13 protein-coding genes are annotated in these 12894 nt (G+C 32.8%); all 13 read right to left on the bottom strand.

The window, feature by feature from the left end; all coding sequences use genetic code 11:
- Positions 1-15 precede the first annotated feature (15 nt).
- On the bottom strand, positions 16-1275 hold the full coding sequence (locus RAH41_RS14910; RefSeq protein WP_331223546.1) for a hypothetical protein: 1260 nt from the start codon (positions 1273-1275) through the stop codon (positions 16-18).
- A 17-nt stretch (positions 1276-1292) separates the two neighbouring features.
- Positions 1293-2576: a 3-phosphoshikimate 1-carboxyvinyltransferase gene (gene aroA / locus RAH41_RS14905; RefSeq protein ID WP_331223544.1), complete on the bottom strand. Its 1284-nt coding sequence runs from the start codon at positions 2574-2576 to the stop codon at positions 1293-1295.
- 196 nt (positions 2577-2772) lie between these two features.
- Entirely contained in the window at positions 2773-3858 is a 1086-nt protein-coding gene (gene aroB / locus RAH41_RS14900; protein WP_331223543.1) for a 3-dehydroquinate synthase, read from the bottom strand.
- Positions 3858-5027 (bottom strand): chorismate synthase, encoded by a 1170-nt coding sequence (gene aroC / locus RAH41_RS14895; RefSeq protein WP_331223541.1) that lies wholly within the window; start codon positions 5025-5027, stop codon positions 3858-3860. Before aroC ends, aroB begins: the two co-directional genes overlap by 1 nt.
- 250 nt (positions 5028-5277) lie before the next feature.
- Positions 5278-5724 (bottom strand): nucleoside-diphosphate kinase, encoded by a 447-nt coding sequence (ndk, locus tag RAH41_RS14890; RefSeq protein WP_025671395.1) that lies wholly within the window; start codon positions 5722-5724, stop codon positions 5278-5280.
- Between the two features lie 226 nt (positions 5725-5950).
- Positions 5951-6913: a heptaprenyl diphosphate synthase component II gene (gene hepT, locus RAH41_RS14885; RefSeq protein WP_331223742.1), complete on the bottom strand. Its 963-nt coding sequence runs from the start codon at positions 6911-6913 to the stop codon at positions 5951-5953.
- A gap of 44 nt (positions 6914-6957) precedes the next feature.
- Positions 6958-7668 carry a demethylmenaquinone methyltransferase gene (locus RAH41_RS14880; protein ID WP_056466685.1) on the bottom strand — a complete coding sequence of 237 codons (711 nt, stop codon included), beginning with the start codon at positions 7666-7668 and terminating at the stop codon, positions 6958-6960.
- 41 nt (positions 7669-7709) lie between these two features.
- Positions 7710-8381, bottom strand: a complete 672-nt coding sequence (locus RAH41_RS14875; protein ID WP_331223536.1) for a heptaprenyl diphosphate synthase component 1 — start codon at positions 8379-8381, stop codon at positions 7710-7712.
- Positions 8382-8556: 175 nt separating this feature from the next.
- Positions 8557-9129: a GTP cyclohydrolase I FolE gene (gene folE, locus RAH41_RS14870; RefSeq protein WP_331223534.1), complete on the bottom strand. Its 573-nt coding sequence runs from the start codon at positions 9127-9129 to the stop codon at positions 8557-8559.
- Between the two features lie 254 nt (positions 9130-9383).
- Positions 9384-9656, bottom strand: a complete 273-nt coding sequence (locus RAH41_RS14865; RefSeq protein ID WP_056466694.1) for an HU family DNA-binding protein — start codon at positions 9654-9656, stop codon at positions 9384-9386.
- A 473-nt stretch (positions 9657-10129) separates the two neighbouring features.
- Positions 10130-11608, bottom strand: coding sequence for a stage IV sporulation protein A (spoIVA, locus tag RAH41_RS14860; RefSeq protein WP_331223527.1), 1479 nt, complete (start codon positions 11606-11608; stop codon positions 10130-10132).
- Positions 11609-11804: 196 nt separating this feature from the next.
- Complete coding sequence (locus tag RAH41_RS14855) at positions 11805-12521, bottom strand: hypothetical protein (RefSeq protein WP_331223525.1); 717 nt, start codon at positions 12519-12521, stop codon at positions 11805-11807.
- Between the two features lie 20 nt (positions 12522-12541).
- Positions 12542-12739, bottom strand: coding sequence for a DUF2768 domain-containing protein (locus RAH41_RS14850; RefSeq protein WP_056466707.1), 198 nt, complete (start codon positions 12737-12739; stop codon positions 12542-12544).
- Positions 12740-12894: the final 155 nt, after the last annotated feature.

Raw genomic sequence — 12894 nt, 5'->3', positions numbered from 1 at the left:
TCTGAATAAAGAAAACTACAGAATTTCATTTATTCTTTCAAGACGTTCTCTTACTTCTTCCTGTAGATACTCATCGTCTACAAGTTTACTGTAAACCTCTTTTGCTTCTTGTACTAAACCTTCTTCAAACAATAGGTCTCCGTATTCCTTTAAGAAGGAAATTTCCTGGTTAAAGTCATTATATGCTAGACGATATTGATTTAATGCCAATTCATAATTTTCATTTCCATAATAAGCTTTACCTAAGTCCCAATTAAAGTGAGGATCTGAAGCCCCATGCTCAATTGCTAGTTCAATTGTACTAATTATGTCATCGAAATCTTCCTCTTCGAAAAGAATTCCAACTAATAACTGAACTGCCTCAATTAGTGAAGGATCATAAATTAATGCTTCCTGTAAATGTTTTTTACTTGCATCTAAATTTTTCATTTTACGAGCTAATTTTGCTGCTGATAAAAGGCATTCTACATTTGTTTCATCAACAAGTAAAGCTTTTTGTAATATATCATAACCTTCTTGAAATTGGCCTTCAAGGTCATGTGCTTTACTTAGCCATAAATGTGCTACTAAGTATTCAGGATCAAAGAAGATTGCTTCTTCGAATACCGGAATAGAGGCTGCATAGCGTTCAGCTTGAAATAGCGTTATGCCATATCCTAATAGTGTATGGAAGTCCTTTGTTTTCTGAATTCCTTTTTCATAATAGGAAATTGCATCTTCCCATTCACCTTCAGCACTTAAACATTCAGCTAGTCTTAAATCTTTATTTACTCCACTTACTTCAATTTCTTGATTAGCAAGCTTTTCGTAAAATGGAATTGCTTTTTTATAATCATATTTACTAAAATAATACTCCCCTAATGCAAAATCTACTACAGGTTCATTTGGTAAAATTCTTTTAGCTTCAAATAATTTTTGTTCAGCTACTTCATCAAGACCTTGAACTTGATATAAATCAGCCATTAATAAAAGTGCTTGGACTCGACTTTCACTATCATCCTTTATGGCAAGTAAAATTTCTAAAGCGTCGTCTTCTAAATCAAGATCCAACAATATTTCTGCATACATTATTTTAAGATCATCGTCGTCATCATATAAGTAAACTAAATCTTCAATGATATTTTTCGCATCTTCCACAAATCCTAATGATTGAAAAAGAAGTGCTGCTTCGTATTTTTCTTCATCGTTAGCAGTATTTAGATTCTTTCTTAATAATTCTAATCCCTTTTCAGTATGACCGTTCTCTATTAACTGAACAGCTTCGTATAAACTCATTCTTACACCTCATATGACTACTTAATTAATTCATTTAATTGCTCTTTAAAGTTCGGAAAAGATACAGCTATACAATCTGTATTTTCAATAATTGTATCACCTTTAGCAAGTAATGCAGCAATTGAAAGCATCATTCCCATTCGATGATCTCCATGTGAATTTACATTCGCACCTATTAAAGAACTATTCCCTTGTATAATCATACCATCTTTTGTTGCTTCAATGCTTACACCAAGATTTGTAAGTTCTGTTACAACAGTTTGGATACGATCCGTTTCCTTTACTCTTAACTCTTCAGCATCTTTAATAATGGTCTCGCCATCTGCTAAAGCTGCTGCTAAGGCCAAGATTGGTAATTCGTCGATACATGTAGGAATTTCAGCCCCACCGATTACAGTTGATTTTAAATCGGATGACTTCACTCGTATATTCGCAATCGGTTCTCCGTTTACAACTTTTTCATCCTCTAATGTTATATTAGCGCCCATTCTTTCTAAAACTGTTAATATCCCTGTTCTAGTAGGGTTTACCCCTACATTTTTCAACAATATTTCACTATTAGGAACAATCGAACCTGCCACTAAGAAAAATGCTGCCGATGAAATATCCCCAGGTACAATAACATCTGTTGCTGTTAATTCTTGGTTTCCATTAATCGAGACTTTGTTTCCATCAACTTCTAACTCACAACCAAATGCCTTTAGCATTCTTTCAGTATGGTCACGAGACTTTTCTGGCTCAGTCACAGTCGTAGTACCTTTTGCGAATAGACCAGCTAGTAAAATTGAAGATTTAACTTGTGCACTTGAAACAGGAGAAGCATAAGAAATACTATTCAGTGAACCTCCTCTAATAGAAATAGGTGTATATGTAGCATCTTCACGTCCATCTATAGAAGTTCCCATCATTTTTAAAGGTTTTGTAACTCGTTTCATTGGTCTTTTACCAATAGATTCATCACCAATAATAACTGAATGGAAAGGTAAACCACTTAATATTCCCATCATTAATCTTGCTGTAGTTCCCGAATTTCCTACATCAAGTACTTCATGTGCCTCTTTAAGTCCTTCAATTCCTTTCCCATAAACGATTACTTCATCTTCTGTTACTTCAATTTGTACACCTAATTTTCTAAAACACGCAATCGTACTTAAACAATCTTCACCTAATAGAAAGTTAGTAATCTTTGTAGTCCCTTTCGCTAATGATCCAAACATAATTGCTCTATGAGAGATTGATTTATCTCCTGGAATTGTTACATCACCAACTAAACGGATTTTTTCTAACTGGGAATTTCTCATCATAGTCACCTTATCTAACCTTTCTATATGTATTTACATTCCATTTTTAATTAAATCAAACCTTTTTTTTCTGTGAAATTCTATTCGACGAATTGTCCTATGTTTTTCATTTCCAATGATTTAGTTAGCTTAATTTAGAAAAAGAAAATGATATTTTGATTTAAAAATTGATCAAAACACCATTTTCAGGTAAGTATTATGAAATTATTTGTTTTAAAAAACGATCTAAATTTTCTTTTATAAAGTCTTCCTCTAATTCACATATCACTGGATTCCCAAAACTTTTTAATAGTATATAGTTTATTTTTAAATCGATATTTTTCTTATCCTGTTTCATTAGATTTATAATTGGTTCAAGTTCTAGATTTGAATAAATAGGATAATTCAATTGATTATACCAATTTACTATCTCATTAAATTTTAAGTCAACCTTAAAGAACTGTTCACTCAAATAAATTGAAAATAAAGTTCCAAATGCAATTGCCTCACCATGAGTTGTTTTAGCATAACCTAAGTAAGCTTCAATTGCATGCCCAAGTGTATGGCCTAAGTTTAAAAATGCTCTTTCACCAGTTTCTCTTTCGTCCTTGGATACAATTTCATTTTTTACACTTATTCCCATTGTCACACATTTTTCAACTAACTCATCATCTAATTCTTCAAGGGAAAGGATATGATCCATTAACCAATTCAAATTATCGATAGAAGAAATCATAGCTTCCTTACTAATTTCAGCAAAACCTGATCTCCATTCCTCTATTGGCAAAGTAGTTAAAAAGCTTAATTCATACAATACTAATTCTGGTTGATAAAATGCGCCTACTATATTTTTAGCTTTTGGAAGGTTTATAGCTACTTTACCACCTATCGCGCTATCATGGGCTAGTAAAGTAGTAGGTAATTGGATAAAACGGATACCACGCATATAAGTAGCAGCAACAAATCCTGCTAAATCACCAACTACTCCCCCACCTAAAGCAATTATTATACTATTACGATCTAATTGGACATCATAACAATACGTTAAACAATTTTCGTAAATTCCAAAACTCTTACTTTTTTCACCATGTGGAATGATAAAGTGTTCAACTTTATTTGTTTTACTACAATTTTGTAGTACTTCTTCCAAATAAAGTGAGGCAACTTGATCATCTGTAATGATTAGTATTTTTGAAACTTTAGGAACTAAATTGTCTAATTTTGACTGTAGTTCACTCAGTACTCCAAACCCTATACAAACATCGTATTGTTTAGAGCTTGTATTTACGGTTATCACATTCATTAAAAATTCCTCGCATACTCACGGAAATCTTCAATATTGCGTTTTAAACGCTCAAGTTGATCTGATTCAAATTGTTCAACAATTGCTTTTGCAACTTCCCAAGCAACAATGTGCTCTGCTACAACACTTGCTGCAGGAACAGCACAGCTATCAGAACGTTCAATACTTGCTTCATAAACTTCCTTTGTCTCAATATCAACGCTCTTCAACGGCTTGTAAAGCGTTGGGATAGGCTTCATTACTGCTCGAACGACAATTGGCATACCTGTTGTCATACCGCCTTCAAAACCGCCAGCACGGTTCGATAATCGGTAGTAGCCCTGTTCTTTTGAATAGTCAATCTCATCATGAACTTCACTACCTGGTAAGGAGCCAGCTTGAAACCCGATGCCGAATTCTACACCTTTAAAGGCGTTAATGCTTACAATTGCACCTGCAATTTTTGAGTCAAGCTTTCTATCATAATGAACGTAGCTACCGACACCAGCTGGCATACCTTCAACAACAACCTCTACAATCCCACCTACTGAATCTCCTTTTTGTTTTGCATCATCAATTAATGATTTCATATTTTCTGTTGCTTCAGCGTCTATACATCTGACTTCTGAGTTTTCAGCCTTATTATGTAAGTCTTCTACATTTTTATAGTCTATATTTTTTGCTTTAACTCCACCAATTTCAATCACATGGCTTGCGATTGTAATTCCTAGTTCACTCAACAATTTTTTTGCCACCGCTCCAGCTGCAACACGTACAGTTGTTTCCCGAGCTGAAGATCGCTCTAAAACATTTCGTACATCTCTAAATCCATATTTAATGGCACCATTTAAATCGGCATGACCGGGTCGTGGTTTTGTAATGCTTCTTTTTCCTTCATATTCAAGATTATCCAAAGGTTCAGCACCCATAATATTAGTCCAATGTTTAAAGTCGTTATTTTCAACAACCAATGCGATTGGAGAGCCTAAAGAATAACCATGTCGCACACCGCTAGTAATTTGAGCGGTATCCTTTTCTATCTGCATTCTTCGCCCTCTTCCATATCCCCCTTGACGTCTTCGAAGTTCAACATTTATTTCTTCTGCTAATATTGGTAAGCCTGCTGGAACGCCTTCAATAATTGTAGTTAATTGTGGTCCATGTGATTCACCAGCTGTTAAATAACGCATGTCAACACCTTCTCTTTATGTAAGTTTAAAATTATTAGTTACTACTATACCACAACCTATTCTCAAATTAACATAAAAAAAGAGCCATATTTTGGCTCTTTTTTTGATTTTTTGCAAAAAAGTGAAATATCATATACAAAAAAGTAATTTTCTGTCCGTATTTTTTTACTTAACTCAATACGTGATTATTATTTAAATAAAATAAAGAAGCCAGCAAGCTGACTTCTTTGTTTTTGTAAAAAACTATTTCTTAGTATACCCACTCTTTAATAAGCTTAGAGTATTCAACTAATTCATTTTGATTGAAGAAAATACCGATTTCACGTTCTGCACTAGCAGGTGAATCTGAACCATGAATAATGTTTTTACCTACAGTTGCAGCATACTCCCCACGGATTGTTCCTGGTGCTGAATCTTTTGGGTTTGTTGCACCCATCATTTGACGAGCGGTAGCGATTACATTTTCACCTTCCCAAACCATAGCGAATACTGGGCTTGATGTAATGAAGTCTACTAATTCACCAAAGAAAGGACGCTCTTTGTGCTCAGCATAGTGAGTTTCAGCTTGTTCTTTACTCACTTGCATTAATTTAGCTCCAACTAATTGGAAACCCTTTTTTTCGAAACGTGAAACGATTTCACCAATTAAGTTACGTTGTACACCATCAGGTTTTACCATTAAATAAGTTCTTTCCATTATGCTCTACCTCACTTGATCTCAATTATGTATAAACAACACAGTAGAATAGTAACATCAATTTATAAAATTATCAATAGTTTAAAATCTTGTTATATTGTAAAAATTGAAATCGCTTCCAGATTATTGATTAACTTTTATAAAGATAACTGAATAAAAGGAATTCTAAACGTATCTAAAAAAGCCAAAAGAGGCAGTTGTAAATGCACTAGCATTTTCCCCGCCTCTAGTTTTTTCGATTTCCAATATTTTTAGCAATTAATATTAACATTTCCTTTGCTTCACTATTAGGAAGACTATTGATACTGTTTAATGATTTTTGTAAATATGCTTCACTAACTTTTCTTGCTGCTTTAATATATGTACTTTTACGAATTTGATTTATAAGAGGTTTAACAGTTTCTGGATCGATTCCCTCGTAAACTGATTCAATTTTCTCTTTAAGAGCTAAATCTTTCATCGCAAATAAAACAGGTAATGTAATATTCCCTTGAATTAAATCGCTACCTGATGGTTTCCCTAATTCTTTCTCAGAAGCCGTAAAATCAAGAATATCGTCCATAATTTGAAAGGACATACCTAAATAGTATCCGTAATCTTTTAAACACTTTTGAAAAGCAGGAGATGCTCCTGATGCAATTGCACCAATTTCACAACTCGCTGAAATTAAAAGTGCAGTTTTTCGTTTAATTCTTCTTAAATAACATTTTAAATTTTGGTCAAAATTATATTTATCTTTTATTTGTTCAATTTCACCTAAACAAATCTCTAAAATAGTCTCAGATAATTTTTGATGGGCCAATGGGTTTTCGATTTCCGACATACATTCCAATGCTTTTGCAAATAAAAAATCCCCTGCATACATAGCAACACGATCATTGTAAGTTGAATTGATTGTCGGTTTACCTCTTCGTAAACTAGCTTCATCAATTACATCATCATGAACTAATGATGCCATATGTATGATTTCCAAAGTAGCTGCTACATTTTTAATCGATTGAAGGTTATATTGTCCAAATTTAGCACTAAGCAATACAAAAACTGGTCTAATTCTTTTCCCACCTGATTCGAGCAACTGTACAGATGCATTTTTCAATATTGGCTGCGAAGAATTGACTACTTTATGAAGCGTGCTTTCAATCTCATTAATGTCCTTTTTTAAATAAGAATATTTCCATTTAACCTTCATTCCGTTCACCTTACTATTCATCCCATTTTCTCGCTTTTTTGTAACTAGCTTTTTGGTTTAACACCTAAATGCATTGCTGCTACACCAAAAGTATAAGGTTTAATTTTTATTTTTTCTAAACCTGCTTTTTTGAAAAGATTGGCAAGTTCATTCATTCCTGGAAACGTGCTTGCACTTTCTTGTAACCATGAATATTCTTTAAAGCTTTTAGCAAATATTTTCCCAAAAATCGGCATGATGTATTTAAAATAAGCTTTATACACATGTCTAATACCAAATGCAGTCGGTTGTGACGTTTCTAAACAGACAACAATCCCTCCAGGTTTAACGACTCTTGTCATTTCCTTCAATACTTGGTAATAATCTGGAACATTTCTTAAACCAAATCCAATTGTAACAACATCAAAATAGTTGTCCTCAAAAGGTAATTCCATTGCATTTCCATGAATTAATTTTACTTGGTCTAAATGCATATTTTTAACTTTTTCTTCGCCGATAGATAGCATATTTTTACTAAAGTCTAATCCTACTACTTCTCCATCTTTACCAACCGTATTTGCAAGTGCAATTGTCCATTCACCAGTACCACAGCATACATCAAGCGCTTTCATACCTTTTTGAACATTCATAATTTTCATAGTTTGTTTGCGCCAAGCAATATGTCGTCTAAAACTAATAATACCATTCATTGTATCATATTTATTGTAAATCTTTTCAAACACGTCATGTACGCGTTCTTCTTTTGATTGAGTCATATAAACCCCCACTAAACTAATTACGATTACTTCTATGAAGATTAATTTTGTAATTGTATTATTTTTGATAATTCTTCTTTTGTTTTAGCTAAATCAACAATCCCCGTTATTCTTTGAAATTGTGTAATAAAATCAGAGCAGTTTTCAACTGATGATTGTTCGAATTCTTTTTTCAGTCTTGACTTTAAACATTCTTGCTCAATATGCTTTATTGATTCTTCAGCTGATATAAATTTTGCAAAATGTACTAGTATAGTTGATTCGATTACAGTAATACAGTTGAAAAGATCTTCTAAAGAACTAAATTGTTCGTGAACTAGATTTATTTTTTCTTCATTCATTTCTTTTACAGCATATGAAAGTTCTCGTATTAATCCAATTTCCCCAGTTTTAGATAGAGCATCATAGTATAAACCACTATATAAGTCCCCTTCTAAAACGGTTAATTGTTTCTTTTCACGATCCATGGGTGTACCTTCATATGTGGATACCTTTTCATGTGTATCTAATGCAATTTGATGAATCATCAAGGCTTTACAGTAATGTACAATTTTATCACTCGTAAAATTGTGTTCTGTTAATAAATTTATTAATAAAGTAACCTTTACATCATCAATGGTCGGTGCTTGAAGATGTTGATTTAAATATGGGTGTCTAATTGTATGTAAGATTTGAGTGATTACTTCATTCTTTAACTCGTGAATACTATTCATTATTTCCATCCATTCCATTTATAACTGATTTTTTCATTATACCATAAGTATTTTAGATGGTATAAGTTGATTGCTCAATCAACTTGCATTATTTATAAATGAATATTTTAAAAAAAGCAGGACTTTCGGCTTTTTAAACTGCCTATCAAACGCCCTGCTTTTTGATTATCTGATTCTATTTAGTTGAATGAATCATTGCAAGAATTTCATTTCTTCCTTGCACATCCTCTTTAAGTGAGCCACGCACAGCAGTCGTAACAGTTTTTGATCCTGGTTTTCTGACCCCACGCATAGACATACACATATGTTCTGCTTCTACAACTACCATTGCTCCGTGTGGTTGTAGTACGTCCATAATTGCATCAACTACTGATGCAGTAATACGCTCTTGTAACTGAGGTCTTTTCGCTACTGTTTCAACAGTACGTGCTAATTTGCTTAAACCAGTTACTCTACCATTTTTAGGTATGTACGCTACATGTGCAACACCGTAAAAAGGTAATAGATGATGCTCGCACATTGAATGGAATGGAATATCTTTTACAAGTACTAATTCTTCATGATCTTCACCAAATACTTTATGTAAATGAGCTTTTTCATCTTGGCGCATACCAGAGAATACTTCAGCATACATTTTCGCAACACGTTTTGGCGTTTCGTAAATTCCTTCTCTATTTGGATCATCACCGATAGCTTCAAGAATTAGACGAACCGCTTGTTCAATTTTTTCTAAATTAACTTCATTCATTAATTGATCCCCCATGCTAAAAAAAATTCTAATATTCACTATCAGATTCGTTTTATTTTAACATAATTCTTTTTTTATAGGCAAAAAAAAGAAGGATACTTTCTAATTCCTTTCATTTAGACCGCCTAAGTACAACGCTTTCTTTGTCCAAAATTAATGATTGATCCCAAAACCATTTGACTTTTTGGACTTTTTTAGCAAAAAAAAGAAGGATGCTTTTTTTAGCATCCTTCTTTTTCGCTTAAATTATGTAATTATTTTACTGCATCCTTAAGCGCTTTACCAGGTTTGAAAGCTGGAACTTTACTAGCTGCGATTTCGATTTCCTCGCCAGTTTGTGGGTTACGTCCTTTACGAGCTGCACGCTCACGAACTTCAAAGTTACCAAATCCGATTAATTGTACTTTATCCCCGTTTTGTAACGCACCAAGAATTGATTCGAATACAGCGTCTACTGCTAAAGTAGCTTGTTTTTTAGTTAATTCACCAGCTTCAGCAACTGCATTGATTAAATCTGTTTTGTTCATGTCTTTCACCTCCTCCCAAAATTTTAGAAATGTTTCTTAATTTCATTTGTGACCAAAATTTTAAATTTTATACAACAAATTCCAATTAATTTCTTTGTCATGCCTTATATTATACGATTCTACGGCTTTTTTCAATATGTTTTATAAGAAAATGTTGGAATTACTCGAAAACAGGTAATGATTTTTCTGATTAGTTCATTTTTCGTCTACAATTTTCTTATAAGTACCTCTGAAAGTACGATGATTACTGTATTAATCGGTATTTTTTTAATTTTTTTGATCATTTTTAATAAATTTATTTGCACAGAAATTTGTCGAAAAATATTTAATTTCCTTTCTAGTTTTCTATATTTTTTTTTGAAATTTCGTTTCACTAGATAAAATATAACTTCTAGATTTTAAATAAATATATCTTTTTTATTTAGTTAACACAAAAAAAATCAGATGGTTTTTACCACCTGATCAATTAATGATTAAAGGATAATTGCAATTAAGCCGCCACTTCCTTCGTTAATAATTCTTTCTAAAGTTTCCTTCAATTTATATCTTGCATTTTCAGGCATTAGAGAGAGTTTCGCTTGGATGCCTTCACGCACGATTGAACTTAATGAACGTCCAAATATATCTGAGTTCCAAATTGATAATGGATTATCTTCAAAATCTTGCATTAAGTATTTAACAAGTTCTTCACTTTGTTTTTCAGTTCCGATGATTGGTTCAAACGTTGACTCGACGTCAACTTTAATCATATGAATGGAAGGTGCTACCGCTTTTAATTTGACTCCAAACCTTGAACCATGACGTATAATTTCTGGCTCATCTAAGCTCATATCTAAGAGAGAAGGTGCTGCAATTCCATAGCCGGTTTGTTTAACCATTCTTAAGGCATCTGCTACTTGATCATATTCTTGTTTTGCGTGAGCGAAATCTTGCATTAATTCTAGTAGATGATCTTTACCGCGAATTTCTACTCCCACTACTTCTTTTAATACTTGATCATATAACTCATCTGGAGCAGATAAATCAATTTCTGCAACTCCTTGCCCCATATCTATTCCAGCAAGTTGTGCATGTTCAATAAATTCATAATCACTAAATTGGCCAACTACAAAATCTACATCTCTTAATCGCTTTATATCTTTAACTGTTTCTTGAATTGCTTCTTGGTAGCTTTGGCGTAGCCAGTGATTTTCTTTTAAAACTAATACCCAGCTAGGAAGGTTTACATTCACTTCAAGGACTGGGAATTCGTATAAAGCTTCGCGAAGTACGTTCATTACATCTCCTTCGCGCATTGCTTCAACACTTAATGCGATGACAGGAATATCGTACTTTTCAGATAATTCTTGTCTAAGTGCTTCTGTATTAGGGTGATATGGCTGAGAAGAGTTGATCACCATAATGAAAGGCTTTCCAACTTCTTTTAATTCAGCAACTACTCGTTCCTCTGCTTCGATATAATCATATCTAGCTATTTCTCCAATTGTACCATCAGTTGTTACAACAACTCCAATTGTGGAATGCTCTTGAATAACTTTTCTTGTACCGATTTCTGCCGCTTCATTAAATGGAATCGGTTCTTCATACCAAGGAGTGCTAATCATTCTAGGACCATTTTCATCCTCATATCCTTTTGCCCCTGGCACACTATAACCAACGCAATCTACTAATCGAATATTTACATCTAACCCATCCGCTACATGAATTTTTACTCCTTGATTCGGAACGAATTTTGGTTCAGTCGTCATTATTGTTTTACCTGCAGCGCTTTGAGGTAATTCATCATGTGCTCTAGCACGATCAGCTTCATTTTGAATATTAGGGATTACAACAGCCTCCATAAAGCGTTTAATAAATGTTGATTTACCAGTACGCACAGCACCTACAACACCTAAGTAGATATCTCCTCCTGTGCGCTCGGCAATGTCTTTAAAAATATCTATCTTTTCCATGTGTTCCCCTCCCGATTTATCAATACATGGGAATAATTGACTTGAAGTAGTATACCTATGACAATATCATTCTATGATGTTGTCCTAGTGAGTTATGACAAGATTTTTTATTTTTTCTTTTTATTCACTTGGGATCAAATAAAATAATCCTTCGATAAAATGTATTCTTTTATCAAAGGATTATGATTTATATTATTTATTTTTGTTCTAAAAACACTGGTTGTCCATCTTTAATCGTATATGGAAGTGAGTATGCAGGCACGATTGGTGAGTCTTTTACTAAGATTGAACGAATATCTTCACCGAACTTATAGTTTTTAGCTTCTTTAATTTTGGCATATAAATCAGTTGAATAGTCTACATAGAACTCCCCATCATTCCCCATAATAATTGGTAAGTTCTTATTGCTATAAGGACTGACTACAAATGGTTCTTCCTTGAAACCCATCTTTTTATAGTTTAATAGAAAAACTCCATTAGCCAATGTTTTCTTGATTGGTGGGTAAGTATGTTTATCTTTATAAACTTGTACTCTTAATGAAACATCTCTTAGTTTTTCTGCAATTCTAAGATCGACTAATTTAACAGTCGGATTCTTCTCTGCATCTACTAATACGTATTGATAGATACCACCATTTTCATAAGAATTACCAGGTGCATCACTTAAATAGCCAGGAGTTAGTTTTGTAAAATCAATTGGATATTTAATATAAATTGGTGTATTCATATCCTTGTTTTTTATAGGTAACATTCCTGAATTGTTTTCCTTAAATTTATTAACTGCAGTTTGAACAGATTGCAATTGATCATCATATGGTACTTGATTTTGTGCAAGTTTATCTTGTGGATATAAACAGCCACTTAATAGACTTATTACAAAGCACATTAATATGGAAAGAAATAGCTTTTTCATGTTAGTCCCCTTTATTCTCATTAACTAGGCCAGCTTAATACGATATATGTAATTAAAATCCCTGAAATAATTAAGGACATATATGCAATAAAAGCTGTAATCATTTTTAAAAATTTTATTTTTATTTTGTTTCTACTTAAGAAAATTAAAAATAATGATAAAAGCATTAATCCGATTCCTACAAAAGAAATAATTTCATTAATATGTGCCGCGTTCATTATGTTCCCCCTATGTATTTTCTACCATTATTATAGTATCAAAATAATCACATGATTTGAATTAAAATCTTTTTCATCCTATTAAGACATTATCGACTTATTTAATACTTACCTATACTTGTCTGTTATAAATTTATCTCCTGGTTTTTATAAAA

The organism is Gottfriedia acidiceleris (genome assembly GCF_036421055.1).
GTDB lineage: Bacteria > Bacillota > Bacilli > Bacillales > Bacillaceae_G > Gottfriedia > Gottfriedia acidiceleris_C.
The sequence above is the reverse complement of the archived record's forward strand: the minus strand, read 5'-3'. Positions and strand labels throughout refer to the sequence as shown.